Source organism: Pseudomonas sp. KnCO4 (assembly GCF_045344305.1).
GTDB classification, from domain to species: domain Bacteria; phylum Pseudomonadota; class Gammaproteobacteria; order Pseudomonadales; family Pseudomonadaceae; genus Aquipseudomonas; species Aquipseudomonas anuradhapurensis.
In genome coordinates this window covers 3,404,866-3,424,537 of sequence record NZ_CP174199.1, presented here as the reverse complement: position 1 = coordinate 3,424,537, position 19,672 = coordinate 3,404,866, and the positions used below count along the sequence as shown (strand labels likewise).

General features: G+C 63.5%; 19 protein-coding genes. 7 read left to right on the top strand and 12 right to left on the bottom strand.

Annotation, left to right across the window (positions count from 1 at the left end; translation table 11 throughout):
• The first annotated feature begins 6 nt into the window (after nt 1–6).
• On the top strand, nt 7–2,277 hold the full coding sequence (gene clpA / locus ACJA3S_RS16180) for an ATP-dependent Clp protease ATP-binding subunit ClpA (protein WP_406819253.1): 2,271 nt from the start codon (nt 7–9) through the stop codon (nt 2,275–2,277).
• 157 nt (nt 2,278–2,434) lie between these two features.
• On the opposite strand, the gene infA is transcribed toward clpA, so the two are convergent.
• The 3 genes from infA to aat all read right to left on the bottom strand — a co-directional run bounded on the left by infA (nt 2,435) and on the right by aat (nt 4,200).
• On the bottom strand, nt 2,435–2,653 hold the full coding sequence (gene infA / locus ACJA3S_RS16175) for a translation initiation factor IF-1 (protein WP_002553999.1): 219 nt from the start codon (nt 2,651–2,653) through the stop codon (nt 2,435–2,437).
• 102 nt (nt 2,654–2,755) lie between these two features.
• Nucleotides 2,756–3,463: an arginyltransferase gene (locus ACJA3S_RS16170; protein ID WP_170030562.1), complete on the bottom strand. Its 708-nt coding sequence runs from the start codon at nt 3,461–3,463 to the stop codon at nt 2,756–2,758.
• A gap of 56 nt (nt 3,464–3,519) precedes the next feature.
• Nucleotides 3,520–4,200, bottom strand: a complete 681-nt coding sequence (gene aat, locus ACJA3S_RS16165; protein WP_406819252.1) for a leucyl/phenylalanyl-tRNA--protein transferase — start codon at nt 4,198–4,200, stop codon at nt 3,520–3,522.
• Nucleotides 4,201–4,644: 444 nt separating this feature from the next.
• Between aat and ACJA3S_RS16160 the strand changes: the two genes are divergently transcribed.
• The 6 genes from ACJA3S_RS16160 (at nt 4,645) to cysG (ending at nt 12,257) form a co-directional block, all read left to right on the top strand.
• Nucleotides 4,645–7,158 carry a DNA translocase FtsK gene (locus ACJA3S_RS16160; protein WP_406819251.1) on the top strand — a complete coding sequence of 838 codons (2,514 nt, stop codon included), beginning with the start codon at nt 4,645–4,647 and terminating at the stop codon, nt 7,156–7,158.
• Nucleotides 7,159–7,221: 63 nt separating this feature from the next.
• Nucleotides 7,222–7,845 (top strand): outer membrane lipoprotein chaperone LolA, encoded by a 624-nt coding sequence (gene lolA / locus ACJA3S_RS16155; protein ID WP_170030555.1) that lies wholly within the window; start codon nt 7,222–7,224, stop codon nt 7,843–7,845.
• Between the two features lie 12 nt (nt 7,846–7,857).
• Nucleotides 7,858–9,183 (top strand): replication-associated recombination protein A, encoded by a 1,326-nt coding sequence (locus ACJA3S_RS16150; RefSeq protein ID WP_406819250.1) that lies wholly within the window; start codon nt 7,858–7,860, stop codon nt 9,181–9,183.
• Nucleotides 9,180–9,554 carry a fluoride efflux transporter CrcB gene (gene crcB / locus ACJA3S_RS16145; protein WP_406819249.1) on the top strand — a complete coding sequence of 125 codons (375 nt, stop codon included), beginning with the start codon at nt 9,180–9,182 and terminating at the stop codon, nt 9,552–9,554. The genes ACJA3S_RS16150 and crcB overlap by 4 nt, the downstream gene beginning before the upstream one ends.
• A 30-nt stretch (nt 9,555–9,584) precedes the next feature.
• On the top strand, nt 9,585–10,865 hold the full coding sequence (gene serS, locus ACJA3S_RS16140; protein WP_406819248.1) for a serine--tRNA ligase: 1,281 nt from the start codon (nt 9,585–9,587) through the stop codon (nt 10,863–10,865).
• Complete coding sequence (gene cysG / locus ACJA3S_RS16135; protein WP_406819247.1) at nt 10,866–12,257, top strand: siroheme synthase CysG; 1,392 nt, start codon at nt 10,866–10,868, stop codon at nt 12,255–12,257.
• Between the two features lie 136 nt (nt 12,258–12,393).
• On the opposite strand, the gene ACJA3S_RS16130 is transcribed toward cysG, so the two are convergent.
• The 9 genes from ACJA3S_RS16130 to ACJA3S_RS16090 all read right to left on the bottom strand — a co-directional run bounded on the left by ACJA3S_RS16130 (nt 12,394) and on the right by ACJA3S_RS16090 (nt 19,627).
• A complete protein-coding gene (locus ACJA3S_RS16130) occupies nt 12,394–13,353 on the bottom strand; it encodes a glutathione S-transferase family protein (RefSeq protein ID WP_406819246.1) in 960 nt (319 codons plus the stop codon).
• Nucleotides 13,354–13,447: 94 nt separating this feature from the next.
• Nucleotides 13,448–14,449, bottom strand: a complete 1,002-nt coding sequence (locus ACJA3S_RS16125; RefSeq protein ID WP_170030544.1) for a glycosyl transferase family protein — start codon at nt 14,447–14,449, stop codon at nt 13,448–13,450.
• Nucleotides 14,446–14,781 (bottom strand): TusE/DsrC/DsvC family sulfur relay protein, encoded by a 336-nt coding sequence (locus tag ACJA3S_RS16120; protein WP_170030543.1) that lies wholly within the window; start codon nt 14,779–14,781, stop codon nt 14,446–14,448. Before ACJA3S_RS16120 ends, ACJA3S_RS16125 begins: the two co-directional genes overlap by 4 nt.
• Nucleotides 14,778–15,074, bottom strand: coding sequence for a sulfurtransferase complex subunit TusB (gene tusB / locus ACJA3S_RS16115; protein ID WP_406819245.1), 297 nt, complete (start codon nt 15,072–15,074; stop codon nt 14,778–14,780). The genes ACJA3S_RS16120 and tusB overlap by 4 nt, the downstream gene beginning before the upstream one ends.
• On the bottom strand, nt 15,074–15,433 hold the full coding sequence (gene tusC / locus ACJA3S_RS16110) for a sulfurtransferase complex subunit TusC (RefSeq protein ID WP_406819244.1): 360 nt from the start codon (nt 15,431–15,433) through the stop codon (nt 15,074–15,076). Before tusC ends, tusB begins: the two co-directional genes overlap by 1 nt.
• A 1-nt stretch (nt 15,434) precedes the next feature.
• Nucleotides 15,435–15,827 (bottom strand): sulfurtransferase complex subunit TusD, encoded by a 393-nt coding sequence (tusD, locus tag ACJA3S_RS16105; RefSeq protein ID WP_170030540.1) that lies wholly within the window; start codon nt 15,825–15,827, stop codon nt 15,435–15,437.
• A gap of 252 nt (nt 15,828–16,079) precedes the next feature.
• A complete protein-coding gene (locus ACJA3S_RS16100) occupies nt 16,080–17,459 on the bottom strand; it encodes a nucleobase:cation symporter-2 family protein (protein ID WP_406819243.1) in 1,380 nt (459 codons plus the stop codon).
• A 174-nt stretch (nt 17,460–17,633) separates the two neighbouring features.
• Nucleotides 17,634–18,853, bottom strand: a protein-coding gene (locus ACJA3S_RS16095; protein ID WP_264311055.1) for an IS3 family transposase whose coding sequence is annotated in 2 segments (ribosomal slippage) — nt 17,634–18,505 and nt 18,505–18,853 — 1,221 coding nt in all. Because the reading frame shifts where the segments join, the coding sequence is not laid out codon by codon here.
• Nucleotides 18,854–18,955: 102 nt separating this feature from the next.
• Nucleotides 18,956–19,627, bottom strand: coding sequence for a Bax inhibitor-1/YccA family protein (locus tag ACJA3S_RS16090; protein WP_003251184.1), 672 nt, complete (start codon nt 19,625–19,627; stop codon nt 18,956–18,958).
• Nucleotides 19,628–19,672: the final 45 nt, after the last annotated feature.

The window sequence follows — 19,672 nt, the reverse complement described above, 5'->3', positions numbered from 1 at the left end:
GAAGCTATGTTAAACCGCGAGCTCGAAGTCACCCTCAATCTTGCCTTCAAGGAGGCCCGTTCGAAGCGTCATGAGTTCATGACCGTCGAGCATCTGCTGCTGGCACTCCTTGACAATGAGGCTGCCGCGACCGTTCTGCGCGCCTGTGGCGCCAATCTCGACAAGCTCAAGCACGACCTGCAAGAGTTCATCGATTCCACCACCCCACTGATTCCGGTCAACGACGAAGACCGCGAAACCCAGCCGACCCTGGGCTTCCAGCGCGTGCTGCAGCGTGCCGTGTTCCATGTGCAAAGCTCTGGCAAGCGTGAAGTCACCGGCGCCAACGTGCTGGTAGCGATCTTCAGCGAACAGGAAAGCCAGGCTGTGTTCCTGCTCAAGCAGCAGAGCGTGGCCCGCATCGATGTGGTCAACTACATCGCCCACGGCATCTCCAAGGTGCCGGGCCATGGTTCGCATGCCGAAAACGACCAGGAAATGCAGGACGATGAAGGCGGCGATAGCGCTTCTTCGAGCAACCCGCTGGATGCCTATGCCAGCAACCTGAACGAGCTGGCCCGTGCCGGCCGTATCGACCCGCTGGTCGGTCGCGAGCAGGAAGTGGAGCGCGTGGCGCAGATCCTGGCGCGCCGGCGCAAGAACAACCCGCTGCTGGTGGGTGAAGCCGGCGTGGGCAAGACTGCCATCGCCGAAGGCCTGGCCAAGCGTATCGTCGATGGCCAGGTGCCCGACCTGCTAGCGCAGAGCGTGGTGTACTCCCTCGACCTGGGTGCGCTGCTGGCCGGTACCAAGTACCGTGGCGACTTCGAGAAGCGCTTCAAGGCGCTGCTCGGCGAGCTGCGCAAGCGCCCACAGGCGATCCTGTTCATCGACGAGATCCACACCATCATCGGTGCCGGTGCGGCATCGGGCGGGGTGATGGATGCGTCCAACCTGCTCAAGCCGCTGCTGTCGTCGGGCGAAATCCGCTGCATCGGCTCGACCACGTTCCAGGAATTCCGCGGCATCTTCGAGAAGGACCGCGCCCTGGCACGGCGCTTCCAGAAGGTCGATGTCAGCGAGCCGTCGGTGGAAGACACCGTGGGCATCCTGCGCGGCCTGAAAGGGCGCTTCGAAAGCCACCACAACATCGAGTACAGCGACGAAGCCCTGCGCGCCGCCGCCGAACTGGCGTCGCGCTATATCAATGACCGGCACATGCCGGACAAGGCCATCGACGTCATCGACGAAGCCGGTGCCTACCAGCGCCTGCAACCGGAAGCCAACCGGGTCAAGCGTATCGACGTGCCGCAGGTCGAGGACATCGTCGCCAAGATCGCGCGGATTCCGCCAAAACACGTCACCAGTTCCGACAAGGAGCTGCTGCGCAACCTCGAGCGCGACCTGAAACTGACCGTGTTCGGCCAGGATGCGGCCATCGATTCGCTGGCCACCGCCATCAAGCTGTCGCGTGCCGGCCTCAAGTCGCCAGACAAGCCGGTCGGTTCGTTCCTGTTCGCCGGCCCGACCGGCGTCGGCAAGACCGAAGCGGCGCGGCAACTGGCCAAGGCGCTGGGCGTGGAGCTGGTGCGCTTCGACATGTCCGAATACATGGAGCGCCACACCGTGTCGCGCCTGATCGGTGCACCACCCGGTTATGTTGGCTTCGACCAGGGTGGTTTGCTGACCGAGGCGATCACCAAGCAACCGCACTGCGTATTGCTGCTCGACGAAATCGAGAAGGCCCACCCGGAAGTCTTCAACCTGCTGCTGCAGGTGATGGACCACGGTACCCTGACCGACAACAACGGGCGCAAGGCCGACTTCCGTAACGTGATCCTGATCATGACCACCAACGCCGGTGCCGAAACGGCCGCGCGGGCCTCGATCGGCTTCACTCACCAGGACCACGCGTCCGATGCCATGGAGGTCATCCGCAAGAGCTTCACGCCGGAGTTCCGCAACCGCCTGGACACCATCATCCAGTTCGGCCGCCTGAGCCACGAGACGATCAAGAGCATCGTCGACAAGTTCCTTATCGAACTGCAGGCACAGCTGGAAGACAAGCGAGTACTGCTGGAAGTCAGCGATGCCGCGCGCGGCTGGCTGGCGGCCTCGGGCTACGATGTGCAGATGGGCGCGCGGCCGATGGCGCGGCTGATCCAGGACAAGATCAAGCGGCCACTGGCCGAGGAGATCCTGTTTGGCGAGCTGGCCGAGCATGGCGGCGTGGTGCACGTCGACCTGCGCGATGGCGAACTGGTGTTCGACTTCGAGACCACGGCTGAGGTGGCTTGAACCGCTGGGGCCGCTTTGCGGCCTATCGCGGCTGAAGCCGCTCCTACGGGAGGTTGCGATTCGCCTGTAGGAGCGGCTTCAGCCGCGATGGCCGCGACGCGGTTTCGATAGGCACAAAAAAGCCCGGCACATGGCCGGGCTTTTTCATGGCTTGAGCTTAGCGCGCACGGTAGGTGATGCGGCCCTTGCTCAGGTCGTACGGCGTCAGTTCGACGCGGACCTTGTCGCCAGTCAGAATACGGATGTAGTTCTTGCGCATCTTTCCGGAGATGTGCGCGGTTACGACGTGCCCGTTTTCCAACTCCACGCGGAACATGGTGTTGGGCAGGGTGTCGACGACAGTACCTTCCATTTCGAAGCTGTCTTCTTTCGACATGCAGTAGAGCCCTCGGATCCAGTGTTGGCCCGACGCATAACCGCACCGGGCAAAAAAGTGGCGTGGATTATGCCCGAAAATTGTGTGTCAAGCCAATGCCTTTCAGTTGAGGGTGACCCAGCGTTGGTTGATCAGCAGTTCGATGGGCCGATATTGCGTCTTGTAGTTCATTTTCTTGCAGTTCTTGATCCAGTAGCCCAGGTACACCGCCTCCAGGTCCTGGCGCAGGGCTTCGGTGATCTGCCAGAGGATGGCGAAGCGGCCCAGGCTGCGGCGTTCTTCTTCCGGCTCGTAGAAGGTGTACACCGCCGACAGGCCGTTGGGCAGCAGGTCGCACACGGCCACTGCCATCAGGCGGCCTTCCAGGCGGAATTCGTAGAACCAGCAGAACGGCAGGTCGCGTACCAGAAACGTGGAAAACTGGTCGCGGCTGGGCGGGTACATGTCCCCGTCGGCATGGCGCGTTTCGATATAGCGCCGGTACAGGTCGAAGTACTCTTCCTTGAACGCCGGGCGTGCCGCGGTCACGGTCAGGTCGGCGTTGCGCTTGAGGATGCGGCGTTGCTGGCGGTTGGGAATGAAGCGCGCCGCGGGAATGCGTGCCGGTACGCAGGCATTGCAGTTCTGGCAATGCGGGCGGTACAGGTGGTCGCCACTGCGACGAAAGCCCATCTCCGACAAATCGGCGTACACGTGCACGTCCATCGGCTGGCTGGGGTCGAGGAACAGCGTGGTGGCCTGTTCGTCGGGCAGGTAGCTGCAGGAGTGGGGTTGAGTGGCATAGAACTTCAACCGCGCCAACTCTGTCATGATCAACCCCCTCGGTGAGACTTTGTTTTAAGTGTATGCCAGCTATGGGAACTCGCCTAGGGAACCCAGGTGGCGCTGTTGGGCTGGTCGAGGTGGCGTGCCAGGTAGCCGGCGAACTCGGCGCGGCTGATGGCCTGGGCGCCCAGGCTGTGCAGGTGGTTGGTCGGCATCTGGCAATCGATGAGGACGAAGCCGGCCTGGCGCAGGTGGTTGACCAAGGTCGCGAAGCCGACCTTGGAGGCATTGTCGGCACGGCTGAACATTGATTCGCCGAAGAACAACTGGCCCATGGCCAGGCCGTACAGGCCGCCGACCAGTTCACCGTCCTGGCGCACTTCCACCGAATGGGCGATGCCGCGCCGGTGCAGTTCACAGTAGGCAGCGCGCATGGTGTCGGTGATCCAGGTGCCATCGGCGTAGTCGCGGGGGGCGGCGCAGGCGGCGATCACGGCGGCGAAGTCGGTGTCGAAGCTGACCTGGTAGCGGCCCTGGCGCAGCAGCTTGGCCAGCGACCGTGATACGTGCAGCTGGTCCGGGAACAGCACCGTGCGCGGGTCGGGCGACCACCAGAGGATCGGCTGGCCGTCCTGGTACCACGGGAAGCAGCCATGGCGATAAGCCTGCACCAGGCGCTCGGGGCTCAGGTCGCCGCCGGCGGCCAGCAGGCCGTTGGGCTCGTGCAGGGCTTTTTCCAGAGGTGGGAAGGTCAGCGAGTCGCGGGTCAGCCAGGTGAGCATGGTCTATCGTGCGGTGGGGGAGGGGAGCAGGCAGCATGGCTTGGGTGGCAGGCAGGGTCAATCTCTTTGGCTTCTTCGCGGGCGCGCCCGCTCCCACAGGAACCCAGCAGCCATCACGGTTTGCACCCGGCTCGTGGTAAGGGGCATGGCCACGAAATGGCCGGCACAGGCGATGAAAAAGGCAATTTCCTACACATTCATCCAAGCACAGGCACCATCCGCTACATTTGCTGTCACACCTGTGCAAAAACACAGCATAAGCCTTTGTCACAGAAGACAATGCGTGGTCAAATTGCAGCTATGTGAAAGTCGTCCCCGGCCAAGCCCCCATACGGCGCCCCGCCATGGCGGCCGGCGGGCAGTAATGTTAAAAGTAGTGGTTCATTGGCCGCACCGCCGGCCGATCACTATTGGACGCGCAGCACGCGCAGGAATAGACGCGTTTTGAAGAAATCCACCGCAACCCCAGCTCCCTTGCCCGTGCCCCTGTGGCGGCAGCAGCTGCATTATCGCCTCAAGGAAGGTGCGCTGATCGCTGTCGGCGCCCTGTGCCTGTACCTGTGGATGGCGCTGCTCACCTACGACACGTCGGACCCGGGCTTCAGCCACACCAGCAACGTCGATCAGGTGCAGAACGCCGCCGGGCGTGCCGGTGCCTACTTCGCCGACATCCTGTTCATGGTGCTGGGCTACTTCGCCTATATCTTCCCGTTGCTGCTGGCGATCAAGACCTGGCAGATCTTCCGCGAACGCCACCAGCCCTGGGACTGGAGCGGCTGGCTGTTCTCCTGGCGGCTGATCGGCCTGGTGTTCCTGGTGCTGTCCGGTGCGGCGCTGGCGCATATCCATTTCCACCCGCCGGCGAGCATGCCGTTCTCGGCCGGTGGTGCGCTGGGCGAAAGCCTCGGGGACCTGGCGCGCAACCTGCTGAACGTGCAAGGCAGCACGCTGATGTTCATTGCCCTGTTCCTGTTCGGCCTGACCGTGTTCACCGACCTGTCCTGGTTCAAGGTGATGGACCTGACCGGCAAGATCACCCTCGACCTGTTCGAGCTGATGCAAGGCGCCGCCACCCGTTGGTGGGAAGCCCGCAACGAGCGCAAGCGCCTGGAGGCGCAACTGCGCGAGGACGAACCGGTATTCAAGGCTGCACCGGTACCGGCTGCCGACAAGCATGAGCAGCCGGCACGGCCGGCGCTGCGCGAGCGCCTGTTCAAGCGTGAGGAAGCCCCCGCGCAACCGGTAGAGCCACGCGAGCCTACCCTGTCGCGCGAGCCGGTGGTGGCGCGCGAGGCCATTGCAGCACGCGAGCCGGTAGTGCCACGTGAGCCAGTGGTGCAGCGTGAACAACCCGCGGCCCCGCCGATCGTGCCGCCTTCTGCCGCCAGGGCAGCGGAACCGAGCAAGCGGGTGATGAAGGAGAAGCAGGCGCCGCTGTTCATCGACAGCGCCGTGGAAGGCACCTTGCCGTCCATTTCCATCCTCGACCCGGCCGAGCAGAAGAAGATCGAGTATTCGCCAGAATCGCTCGCCGGCGTCGGCCAGTTGCTGGAAATCAAGCTCAAGGAATTCGGTGTGGAAGTGGCGGTGGACTCGATCCACCCGGGCCCGGTGATCACCCGTTACGAAATCCAGCCGGCTGCGGGCGTGAAGGTCAGCCGCATCGCCAACCTGGCCAAGGACCTGGCGCGTTCGCTGGCGGTGACCAGCGTGCGAGTGGTCGAGGTCATCCCCGGCAAGACCACCGTGGGTATCGAGATCCCCAACGAGAACCGGCAGATGGTGCGCTTCTCCGAAGTGCTGGCCACGCCGCAGTACGACGAGCAGAAGTCGCCGGTCACCCTGGCCCTGGGCCACGACATCGGTGGCAAGCCGGTGATTACCGACCTGGCCAAGATGCCGCACCTGCTGGTGGCCGGTACCACTGGTTCCGGTAAGTCGGTGGGGGTGAACGCGATGATCCTGTCGATCCTGTTCAAGTCCAGCCCGGAAGACGCGCGGCTGATCATGATCGACCCGAAGATGCTCGAACTGTCGATCTACGAAGGCATCCCGCACCTGCTGTGCCCGGTGGTCACCGACATGAAGGACGCCGCCAACGCCCTGCGCTGGAGCGTGGCCGAGATGGAGCGGCGCTACAAGCTGATGGCGGCCATGGGCGTGCGTAACCTGGCCGGCTTCAACCGCAAGATCAAGGACGCCCAGGAAGCCGGCGAAATCATCCATGACCCGCTGTACCGCCGCGAGAGCATGGACGACGAGCCGCCGGCGCTGAAGACCCTGCCGACCATCGTGGTGATCGTCGACGAGTTCGCCGACATGATGATGATCGTCGGCAAGAAGGTCGAAGAGCTGATCGCCCGTATCGCGCAGAAGGCGCGCGCGGCCGGTATCCACCTGATCCTCGCCACCCAGCGCCCCTCGGTGGACGTGATCACCGGCCTGATCAAGGCCAACATCCCGACCCGCATGGCGTTCCAGGTGTCGAGCAAGATCGACTCGCGGACCATCATCGACCAGGGTGGCGCCGAACAGCTGCTGGGCCATGGTGACATGCTGTACATGCCGCCGGGCACCAGCCTGCCGATCCGGGTGCACGGCGCGTTCGTCTCCGACGACGAGGTGCACCGTGTGGTGGAGGCGTGGAAGCTGCGCGGCGCCCCGGACTACAACGACGACATCCTCAACGGCGTCGAGGAGGCCGGCAGTGGCTTCGATGGCAGCAGCGGCGGTGGTGGCGATGGCGATGATTCGGAAAGCGACGCCCTGTATGATGAGGCCGTGCAGTTCGTGCTGGAAAGCCGCCGTGCCTCCATTTCGGCCGTGCAACGCAAACTCAAGATTGGCTACAACCGCGCGGCGCGCATGATCGAAGCCATGGAAATGGCCGGCGTGGTCACCCCCATGAACAGCAACGGCTCGCGGGAAGTGATAGCCCCGGGCGGCCCGCGCGACTGATGAACACCTTGCCGGGCGCCAACGGTGGTGCCCGGCCTCTTTCAATGCTCGATGAGGATTCCCATGCGCGCGATTCGCATGCTGCTGGTTTCTGCCCTGACCCTGGGCACGGTTACGGCCTATGCCGGTGAGCAAGATGTACAACGCCTGACCCAACTGCTGGAAAAGTCGCAGACCATCGAAGCCAACTTTTCCCAGCTGACCCTGGACGCCGGTGGCACCAGCCTGCAGGAAACTTCCGGCAAGATGACGGTCAAGCGCCCGGGCCTGTTCTACTGGCACACCGATGCCCCGCAGGAGCAGGTGGTAGTCTCCGACGGCAAGAACGTCACCCTGTGGGACCCGGACCTGGAGCAGGCCACCATCAAGAAGCTCGACGTGCGCCTGAACCAGACCCCGGCACTGCTGCTGTCCGGTGACGTGTCGAAGATCAGCCAGAGCTTCGATATCACCTCGAAGGAGCAGGGCGAAGTGATGGACTTCACCCTCAAGCCAAAGACCAAGGACACCCTGTTCGACTCGCTGCGCGTGTCGTTCCGCAAAGGCCTGATCAACGACATGCAACTGATCGACAGCGTCGGCCAGCGTACCAATATCCTGTTCAATGGCGTCAAGGCCAACCAGGCGGTGCCGGACAGCAAGTTCAAGTTCGACATCCCGCAAGGCGCGGATGTCATCAAGGAGTAACCAGAGCCCGCCATGGACCTGTTTCGAAGCGAACCCGTCGCCCAGCCCCTGGCCGCCCGCCTGCGCCCGTCCAACCTGGACGAGTACGTCGGCCAGGAGCACCTGCTGGCGCGCGGCAAACCGCTGCGCGAAGCGCTGGAGCAGGGTGCGCTGCATTCGATGATCTTCTGGGGGCCGCCAGGGGTGGGCAAGACCACCCTGGCGCGGTTGCTGGCGCAGTTCTGCGATGCGCACTTCGAAACGGTGTCGGCGGTGCTGGCCGGGGTCAAGGAGATTCGCCAGGCGGTCGAGGTGGCCAAGCAGCAGGCAGGCCAGTATGGCCGGCGGACCATCCTGTTCGTCGACGAAGTGCACCGCTTCAACAAGTCGCAGCAGGACGCCTTCCTGCCGTACGTGGAAGACGGCACCCTGCTGTTCATTGGCGCCACTACCGAAAACCCGTCGTTCGAGCTGAACAACGCGCTGTTGTCACGGGCGCGGGTGTACGTGCTCAAGAGCCTGGACGAGGCGGCGCTGCGCAAGCTGGTCAACCGCGCCCTGAGTGAAGAGCGCGGCCTGGGCAAGCGCAACCTGCGGGTTGGCGAGGACGCCTTCAAGATGTTGATGGCCGCTGCCGATGGCGATGGCCGGCGCATGCTCAACTTCCTGGAGAACGCCTCGGACCTGGCCGAGGATGGCGGCGAAATCGGCGTCGAGCTGCTGCAAAGCCTGCTCGGCGACAGCCGCCGGCGCTTCGACAAGGGCGGCGAAGCGTTCTACGACCAGATTTCCGCTTTGCACAAGTCGGTGCGCGGTTCCAACCCGGACGCCGCGCTGTACTGGTTCGCGCGCATGCTCGACGGTGGCTGCGACCCGCTGTACATCGCCCGCCGGGTGGTGCGCATGGCTAGCGAGGACATCGGCAACGCCGACCCGCGCGCGCTCAGCCTGTGCCTGGCGGCGTGGGACGTGCAGGAGCGCCTGGGCAGCCCCGAGGGCGAGCTGGCGGTGGCCCAGGCCATCACCTATATCGCCTGCGCGCCAAAGAGCAACGCGGTGTACGTGGGCTTCAAGGCCGCCCTGCGCGAGGCCGCCGAGCATGGTTCGCTGGAAGTGCCGCTGCACCTGCGCAACGCCCCGACCAAACTGATGAAGCAACTGGGCTACGGCGACGAATACCGCTATGCCCATGACGAGCCCGACGCCTACGCCGCCGGCGAGGATTACTTCCCCGAAGCGCTCGAACCGCGCCAGTACTACCAGCCGGTGCCGCGTGGCCTGGAACTGAAGATTGGCGAGAAGCTGCGGCACCTGGCCGACCTCGACCGCAGCAGCCCCAGACAGCGGAGAAAACCGTGATTGCATTGATCGCTGCCGTCAGCGCGGGCGGTATTGCCGGTACCTTGTTGCGCTTTGCCGCCTCCAACTGGGTGGTTGCCCACTGGCCACGGCACTTCTATCTCGGTACGCTGGCGGTCAACCTGGTTGGCTGCCTGCTGATCGGCCTGCTGTATGGCCTGTTCCTGCACAAGCCGATGGTGCCGATCGAGCTGCGCGCTGGGTTGATCGTCGGCTTTCTGGGCGGCCTGACGACGTTTTCCTCCTTGTCGCTGGATACCGTACGCCTGCTGGAAAGCGGGCAAGTACCGCTGGCGCTGGGCTATACCGCTATCAGCGTGGTAGGCGGGCTGCTCGCGACCTGGGCCGGCCTGTCCCTGACCCGATTCTGAACCAACACCTACACATAACGAGAGAACGATATGCTCGATTCCAAACTGTTACGCGGCCAACTTCAGGAAGTGGCGGATCGCCTGGCCTCCCGTGGCTTCAGCCTGGATGTCGCGCGCATCGAATCACTGGAAGAGCGCCGCAAGGCGGTGCAGACCCGCACCGAGCAGCTGCAGGCCGAGCGTAATGCCCGTTCCAAGTCCATCGGCCAGGCCAAGGCCAAGGGCGAAGACATTGCGCCACTGATGGCCGACGTCGAGCGCATGGCCAACGAGCTGGCGGCCGGCAAGGCCGAGCTGGATGGCATCCAGGCCGAACTGGACGGCATCCTGCTGACCATCCCCAACCTGCCGGACGCCAGCGTACCGGTCGGTGCCAGCGAAGACGACAACGTCGAAGTGCGCCGCTGGGGCACGCCGAGGACTTTCGATTTCGACATCAAGGACCACGTCGCCCTCGGCGAAATCAGCGGTGGCCTGGACTTCGAAGCCGCCGCCAAATTGTCCGGCGCCCGTTTTGCCGTGCTGCGTGGGCCGATCGCCCGCCTGCACCGCGCGCTGGCGCAGTTCATGATCAACCTGCATACCGCCGAGCACGGCTACGAGGAGCACTACACCCCGTACCTGGTGCAGGCCCCAGCCCTGCAGGGCACCGGCCAGCTGCCGAAGTTCGAGGAAGACCTGTTCAAGATCAGCCGCGAAGGCGAGGCGGACTTCTACTTGATCCCGACCGCCGAAGTGTCGCTGACCAACCTGGTGGCGGGTGAGATCCTCGATGCCAAGCAGCTGCCACTGAAGCTGGTGGCCCACACCCCGTGCTTCCGCAGTGAAGCCGGTGCTTCCGGCCGTGACACCCGCGGCATGATCCGCCAGCACCAGTTCGACAAGGTCGAGATGGTGCAGGTCGTCGAACCGTCCAAGTCGATGGAAGCCCTGGAAGGCCTGACCGCCAACGCCGAGCGCGTACTGCAGCTGCTGGAGCTGCCGTACCGTGTGCTGGCGCTGTGCACCGGCGACATGGGCTTTGGCGCGGTGAAGACCTACGACCTGGAAGTGTGGGTACCAAGCCAGGACAAGTACCGTGAAATCAGCTCGTGCTCCAACTGCGGCGATTTCCAGGCGCGCCGCATGCAGGCCCGCTGGCGCAACCCGGAAACCGGCAAGCCAGAGCTGGTGCACACCCTCAACGGCTCCGGCCTGGCGGTGGGGCGGACCTTGGTCGCGGTGCTGGAAAACTACCAGCAGGCGGACGGTTCGATCCGTGTACCGGAGGTGCTGAAACCGTACATGGGCGGCGTCGAGGTCATCCGCTAAATGGATTACCTGCCGCTGTTCCACAAGCTGCAGGGCGGCCGCGTGCTGGTCGTCGGCGGCGGTGAGATCGCCCTGCGCAAGGCGCGCCTGCTGGCCGATGCCGGTGCCGCGCTGCGCGTGGTGGCGCCGGAGGTCGACGGCCAACTGGCCGCGCTGGCCCGGGAAGGTGGCGGTGAGGTGCTGGTGCGTGGCTATCAGGCAGCCGACCTGGTCGGTTGCCGGCTGGTGATCGCGGCCACCGACGACACCGGGCTCAACGCCCAGGTGTCGGCCGATGCGCAGGCCCTCAGCCTGCCGGTCAATGTGGTCGATGCGCCGGCCTTGTGCACGGTGATCTTCCCGGCGATCGTCGACCGCTCGCCCTTGGTGATTGCAGTTTCCAGCGGCGGTGACGCGCCGGTGCTGGCGCGCTTGATTCGGGCCAAGCTCGAGGCCTGGATTCCATCGGCCTACGGCGAGCTGGCCGGGCTGGCAGCGCGGTTCCGGCACAAGGTCAAAGCCTTGTACCCGGACGTCAACCAGCGCCGCGGCTTCTGGGAAACCGTGTTCCAGGGCCCGATTGCCGAACGCCAGCTGGCCGGGCAGGGCGCCGAGGCCGAGCGCCTGCTGCAGGCGATGGTGGACGGCGCGCCGGTGCAGCAGGGCGGTGAGGTGTATCTGGTGGGTGCCGGCCCGGGCGATCCGGACCTGCTGACCTTCCGCGCCTTGCGCCTGATGCAACAGGCCGACGTGGTGCTGTACGACCGCCTGGTGGCACCGGCGATCATCGACATGTGCCGGCGCGATGCCGAGCGTATCTATGTGGGCAAGCGCCGTGCCGAGCATGCCGTGCCGCAGGACCAGATCAACCGCCTGCTGGTCGACCTGGCCCGGCAGGGCAAGCGGGTATTGCGCCTGAAGGGCGGCGACCCGTTCATTTTCGGGCGCGGTGGCGAAGAGATCGAAGAGCTGGCCGAGCAGGGCATCCCGTTCCAGGTGGTGCCGGGCATTACCGCGGCCAGTGGCTGCTCCGCCTATGGCGGGATTCCGCTGACTCACCGTGATTATGCGCAGTCGGTGCGCTTCGTGACCGGGCACCTGAAGGATGGCACCAGTAACCTGCCGTGGGACGACCTGGTGGCGCCGGCGCAGACCTTGGTGTTCTACATGGGCCTGGTCGGTTTGCCGACCATCTGTGCCGAGCTGATTCGCCATGGCCGCGCGGCCAGTACCCCGGCAGCGCTGGTGCAGCAAGGGACCACGCGTAATCAGCGGGTGTTCACCGGCACCCTGGCAGACCTACCGGACTTGGTGGCGCGGCATGAAGTGCATGCGCCGACCTTGGTGATTGTCGGGGAAGTGGTGCAGTTGCGTGACAAGCTGGCCTGGTTCGAAGGTTCACAGAACAGCTGAAATCGCTGGGGCCGCCTTGCGGCCCATCGCGACACAAGGCCGCTCCTACACGGATACCGCGCCGCTCCCGAGCTGTGCGGTGCCCCTGTAGGAGCGGCCTTGTGTCGCGATGGGCTGCAAAGCAGCCCCGAATACCTTAAACCTGCCAGATCCCTTCGCCCGGCAACCGCTCGCGGTCATGCGGCAGGCTGAAGTCCTGCAGCGGCCCCTTGGGCACGATCCCGTTCGGGTTGATGGTCTTGTGGCTCATGTAATAGTGCTTCTGGATATGCTCCATGTTCACCGTGCCCGCCACCCCCGGCCACTGGTACAGCTCGCGCAGCCAGTTTGACAGGTTGTGGTAATCGCTCAGGCGCCGCAGGTTGCATTTGAAGTGGCCGTGGTACACCGCATCGAAGCGCACCAGGGTGGTAAACAGGCGCACATCGGCTTCGGTCAGGTACTCGCCTGCCAGGTAGCGGTTGCGGCTGAGCAGGTCTTCCAGGTAGTCCAGTTCGTTGAATACCTCGTCGAACGCCGTTTCGTAGGCCTCTTGCGTGGTGGCGAAGCCTGCGCGGTATACGCCGTTGTTCACCGCCGGGTAGATACGCTCGTTCAGTGCCTCGATGGCCGGGCGCAGCGGCGCGGGGTAGAGGTCCAGCGTATTGCCGGTCAGCTCGTTGAACGCGCTGTTGAAGATGCGGATGATCTCCGACGATTCGTTGTTGACGATGCGCTTGGCTTGCTTGTCCCACAGCACTGGTACTGTCACGCGGCCGGTGTAGTGCGGGTCATCCTGGGTATAGCGCTGGTGCAGGTACTGCAAGGCGTCGAGGTGGTCACCGGAGGAGCCTTGCTGCTGATCGAAGGTCCAGCCATGGTCCTGCATCAGCCAGCTGACCACCGATACATCGATCAGTGGTTCCAGGCCCTTGAGGGCGCGGACGATCAAGGTGCGGTGTGCCCAGGGGCAAGCCAGCGAGACATACAGGTGGTAACGGCCGGCTTCGGGGGCGGGCAGCGGGTTGCGGCGCTGGGCATTTTCACGCTTGAACGTACCGTCCTTGCCGTTTTCATACCACTGGTCATGCCAGCGGCCATCGATCAAAAGGCCCATGGTGAGCTCCTGGAACAAAGTGATTTGTCGTTGGAGCACAGTCTAGGCCAAATCGTTCGAAAAAATAGCGCAAAGATCCGGGGGTTATAATCGATTAGATCGATTGATTTCGCGCTTGCCAATAGCCTTGGGCTGTTGCGAACGCCTCTTCGCGGCCCTGGCCCAAGCCGCGAAGGGCCAGGGCCATGGTGGCGATGACGGCCTTCTCGCCATAGCTGTCTTCGACCTCGCCACGCCAGAAGGCCAACAAATGCTCGGCTTGCAGGCTGGGCGGCTTGACGTGACGGCGCTCGCTCAGCGCTGGCCATTCTTCATCCCAGGCCTCGCCTGCCGTGGTGCCGTAAAGGTGACTGATGACATCCGGGTTGACCTCGATCTCGCCACCATCGCCCTTGATCACCAGGGCATGGTCACCCAGCAGGCGGCTGGCCTCGCGGTGGACCGCCTGGTAACCGGGGTGGAAGATGCTCTGCAGGCCACAGCGCGCGCCCAGCGGGTTGAGGACCCGGGCCAGCGAGTGGATCGGTGAGCGCAGGCCCAGGGTATTGCGCAGGTCGATCATACGCTGCAGCTGCGGTGCCCAATCCTGCAACGGGAAGAACGCCAGCTGATGCTGGTCGAGTGCCTCGGCAACGGCTGCCCAATTGCGGCACAGCGGGATCTGCAACAGATCGAGCAGTTGCTCGGTATACATGCGCCCGGCGGTATGTGCGCCGCCGCCATGCATCAAGATGCGCACACCCTTGCTGGCCAGGCACTTGGCGGCCAGCAGGTACCATGGCAGATGGCGCTTCTTGCCGGCATAGGTGGGCCAGTCCAGGTCCACGGCGATGCGCGGGGCCTGCAGGTGTGCGCGCAGCGCCTCGGTGAAGCCGGCCAGTTCCTCTGCGCTTTCCTCCTTGTGCCGCAGCAGCATGAGGAAGGCACCGAGCTGGGCGTCTTCGACCTTGTCTTCCAGCAGCAGGGTCATGGCCGCGCGAGCCTCTTCGCGGGTCAGGCCACGCGCGCCGCGCTTGCCTTTGCCAAGAATACGCACGAATTCGGCGAACGGGTGTTCAGCCGGGGTTTCCAAGGTGAGTGGGCGTGGCTGGGTCATATACAGTTGGTCGGTTTGGGCAGGCCCGCCAGCTTGGCGGCGAGTTTGGCGGGAGTGCCATTGAACAGGCGGTTCAGGTGCGGGCTGTTGCCCTTGTCCGGGCCCAGCTTGAGCGCCGTGTACTTGATCAGCGGGCGGGTAGCCGGAGACAGCTGGTATTCCTGGTAGAACTGGCGCAGCAGTTCGAGGATCTCCCAGTGATCCGCAGTCAGCGGGATGCCTTCGCGCGCCGCCAAGGCCTCGGCCGCGGCATGTGACCAGTCCTGCAGGTCGACCAGGAAGCCGTCCTTGTCCAGAGCGATCGTCTGATCGCCAACGGTAAGCGTATTCATAGCCAGCTGTTGACCTTGTCGTAATGCAGCGACAGTTCGACGAAGCCAGCGTAGTCCACGGCCTTGGCCAGTTCGCTGACGATTGCACGGGCCAGTACGTCCTCTTCCAGGGCGAACAGGCGCTGAGCCAGGCTGGCGGCTTGCAACTGGCGGTACGGCTCGCTACCGCTGCGCAAGGCATACACCGCGTCACCGCACAGCAGCAGGGCATCGTCGGCACCGAGCAGGCGCAGGCAACTGGCCAGGCGCTCGTCGCCGAAGGGGGAGTGGGCAATTACATGCAAGGTCGTCATCAGAGCGTTACCACCTGGTCAAAACGGGCGATCAGCGCGGCCAGGGCGGCGTTGTCGAGCACTTGCACCGGCAGCGCGAGGCGGTCGGGGGCCAGGCCACGCCGGGCGAGGCTGTGGCTGCAGGCAAACAGTTCCTCGACACCGAACATTGGCAGTGCTTGCAGGTTGGCAGCGAGGTTCTTCTGCTGCACGGCCGCGGGCTGCTGATCCGCTGCAAGCTGGAATACCCCGTCGTCGAGGAACAGCATGCCCAGGGGCAGGTCGAACGCACCGCCGGCCAGGGCGATGTCCAGCGCCTCACGCGCCGATGGGCCGTTCCAGGGCGCCTGGCGGCTGATGATCAATAACGATTTGGCCATTTCAGTCGCCCCCGAAGCAGACAAGGCGATCGGCCACCTGGGCTGCCTCGTGCAGTTGGCCGAGCCCGGACAGTTCCCAGGGCTTGGGCAGGTTCACGGCCGGGCGCTGATAGCGGTTGGCCTCGGCCTCGTCGAGCACACCACGGCGCAGGGCGGCGGCGATGCACACCACGGCGTCCAGCTGCTTGGTCTCGATAAAGGCACGCCACTGGCCCGCCACATCCACTTCGTCCTGGGGTGCGACCACGTTGGCCGAGGCGCTGTGCACCCCGTCCTGGTAGAAGAACAGCCGGGCAATCTCATGCCCGCCAGCCAGCACCGCCTCGGCGAAGCGCAGGGCGCGTCGCGAGGAGGGCGCATGGGCCGGGGAGAACACCGCGATAGCGAATTTCATGGGTAACTCATGCAAAAGGAATGGTGCCATGATAAAGCAAAAAAGCCCGCGCCCGCTTGTGCATGCGGGCCGGGCTTTGTGTTGCGCATCAATCTCCAGGCCCATGCGGGCCCTTGTGGAGCGGCCTTGCGTCGCGATGGGCTGCAAAGCAGCCCCAGCGATTTTTGCATTACGCCGAAATACTGGGGCTGCTCTGCAGCCCATCGCGACGCAAGGCCGCTCCTACAAAAACCTTGCAAGGGCTGAGTGAACTCAAGCCTGCTCCTTGCCCTCCGGCAGGAACCAGTTCAGCACCAGCGCGCAAATCCCCCCAGTCGCCACACCCGACTCCAGCACATTGCGAATCGCTGCCGGCATGTGCGCCAGGAACTCCGGCACCTGTGCCACGCCCAGGCCCAGGGCCAGCGATACCGCGATGATCAGCAGGGCACGACGATCCAGCCGAGTGCTGGCCAGGATATTGATACCCGACGCCGCAACTGCACCGAACATGACCATGGCCGCACCACCCAGCACTGGCTCCGGCACTGCCTGGATCACCCCGGCAACGCTCGGGAACAGGCCCAGCAGCACCAGCATCAGGGCGATCCAGATACCGATATGGCGGCTGGCAATACCCGTCAGCTGAATCACGCCATTGTTCTGCGCAAAGATCGAGCTCGGGAAGGTGTTGAACAAGCCAGCCAGCAGCGAGTTGGCCCCGTTGACCAGCACGCCGCCCTTGATCCGCTGCATCCACAACGGCCCTTCGACCGGCTGGCGCGATACCTTGCTGGTGGCGGTAACGTCGCCGATGGCTTCCAGCGAGGTCACCAGGTAGATCACCAGCATCGGAATGAACAGCGCCCAGGAGAAGCCCAGGCCAAAGTGCAGCGGCATCGGTACCTGGAACAGCGCGGCCTCATGCATGCCGGTGAAGTCGAGGCGGCCCAGGTAGCCCGCCAGCGCATAGCCGACCGCCAGGGCGATGACGATGGCACAGCTGCGCATCCACACCACCGGGATGCGGTTGAGGACGACGATGATCGCCAGCACCACGCCCGACAGCAGCAGGTTCTCGCCGTTGGCGAACGTACCGTTGGCCATGGCGCCAAAACCACCTCCCATGCTGATCAGGCCGACCTTGATCAGGGTCAGGCCGATCATCAGCACGACGATACCGGTCACCAGCGGAGTGATCAGGCGTTTGACGAAGGGCAGGATGCGCGACACCCCCATTTCGACGAACGAGCCGGCGATGACTACGCCAAAGATGGCGGCCATTACGCCTTCGACCGGTGTGCCTTGCTTGACCATCAGCGCACCGCCGGCAATCAGCGGGCCGACGAAGTTGAAGCTGGTGCCCTGGACGATCAGCAGCCCGGCACCGAACGGCCCGAAGCGCTTGCACTGAACAAAGGTGGCGATGCCGGAGATGACCAGCGACATCGACACGATCAGGTTGGTATCCCGCGCAGAAACGCCCAGTGCCTGGCAAATCAGCAGGCCCGGGGTGACGATCGGCACGATGATCGCCAGCAGGTGCTGCAGGGCTGCCAGCAGGCCGATCAACAGCCGTGGCCGGTCCTCCAGACCAAGCACCAGTTCATTGACAGGCGCCGCTGCGCCTGGGCTGTGTTCGTGTGAGCTCATGGCTGAAAGCTGCCCCGGTGAAAAAAGGAGCGCATTCTACGGGGTGCCGGTGGATTGGGGTAGAGAAAAGCATGATGAGGGCGTCTTTGCCGGTGTTCGCGGCTCATTGCCGCGATCAGGCTGTATGTCTAGTCCTGAAATAGGTTTACACCTGCTCAGGTAGGCCGACAGGCCTCAAAACGCTCGATGCACCGCATCGGGCGTTTTGTTTTTCAGGGCCATATGGGGCCGTTCTGTGTTGTAGATCTGCACTGCCTCGTCAACCATCTGCCTCGCTTGCTCAAGATCTTCAGGGCTGCTCAACAGCAGTTCCATCTTGAGAATTCCGTTGATTCGCTCGGCCAGCGCGTTCTGGTAGCAGTCATACCCATCAGTCATGGAGCACTGAACATCGTGCCGTTGGTGCAGTGACTGGTATAGCGCCGAGCAATATTGGATGCCTCGATCCGAATGGTGGACTAATGGCTGGCGACGACGTCGCTTTCGTAGTGCCTGCTTGAAAGCTTGCGCCACTGACTCGGCATGCAGGCTTTCATGAACGTGGTGGCCAACAATTTTCCTGGAGTACGCATCCGTTACCAGGCTCAGGTACAGCGGGCCGTTACGTGCGGGCAGGTAAGTAATGTCGGCAACCCAGACGTGCTCCGGCCTTGTCGGAACGACTTGGCTTGGGCCGGGCTTGAGTAAGTTGGGGTGGCGGTAGAAGCGATGAAAGCTCTGTGTTGTCTTGTGGTATGCCCGCTTGGGCAGCACCAGCAAACGGCGCTCTCCCAAGACCTGGAACAGCCTATCTCGGCCGACCTGGAATCGTTTGTCAGGCTGGCAATGCAGCAGATAGTGCAGCTTGCGTGTACCCAGACGAGGCTGGCGCATCCGGACTTGCTGAACAAACTCAACCACCCGATCTGCCTGGCGCTCTTTGCCATCAGCAGCTCGGTTGCGCTTGTAGTAAGCCTGTCGACTGATGCCTAGAAACTGACAAGCCCTGGCAATGCTCAGTCCTGCGACTTGACCTTGCGAGAGGACTTGCCGGATCGCTTTTTTACGACCGAGACACCATAGTCATTTTTCAGAACATCAACGACCGTTTCAAAGAACTGGGCCTTCTGGCTCATCAGCTCAAGCTGCTGCTCAAGCTCTTTGATCCGCTGCTCTGGAGTAAGCGTTTTGGGGTCAGACATCGCGCAGCTCCTCTCGTCGCGGATCGAGGCCCCCTGGCTCCAATCCTGCCGACCGTGCTTACGCAACCATACCAGAACCGTCGACCGACCCTGGATGCCATACCGCACCTGGGCCTGCTTATAGGTCAATTCGCCTTTTTCAATCTGATCAACCACCGCCAATTTAAAAGACAGTGAGTAATCACGCTGTGTGCGCTTTACACCTTGCTCCATCTGACTCTCCGGAAATTCGGGATGGGAGGTGTAAACCTTATTCAGGACGGGACAGTAGGCACAAAAAAAGCCCGCCGAAGCGGGCTTTTCCGGGGCACTCAATCAGTCGTCACGACCCATGATGCCAAACAGTTGCAGCAGGCTGACGAACAGGTTGTAGATCGATACATACAGGCTGATGGTCGCCATGATGTAGTTACGTTCGCCGCCGTGGATGATCGCGCTGGTCTGGAACAGGATGCACACCGACGAGAACAGCACGAAGCCGGCGCTGATCGCCAGTTGCAGGCCGCTGATCTGGAAGAAGAAGCTGGCCACGACAGCCCCCAGCAGAACGAAGAAGCCTGCGGTGATGAAACCGCTGAGGAAGCTCATGTCCTTGCGGGTGATCAGCACATAGGCCGAGAGGCCACCGAACACCAGCGCGGTCATGGCGAATGCCGAGCTGACCACTTCGGCGCCACCGGCCATGCCCAGGTAACGGTTGAGGATAGGGCCGAGGATGAAGCCCATGAAACCGGTGAGGGCGAAGGTGGACACCAGGCCCCAGGCCGAATCACGCAGTTTGTTGGTGAGGAAGAACAACCCGTAGAAGCCGATCAGCACCACGAACACGTTCGGGTAGCCGACGCGCATCTGCTGGGCCACGAAGGCCATGACACCGCTGAAGGCGAGGGTAAGCGCCAGCAGGCTGTACGTGTTGCGCAGGACCTTGCTGATCTCCTGCTGCTCGACCTGCTGGCCGTGGTGTACGGCGTAATCCTGTTCGCGCATGGCGACACTCCTTGATGAACCTGTGGTTTCGAACGTTCAGATGTC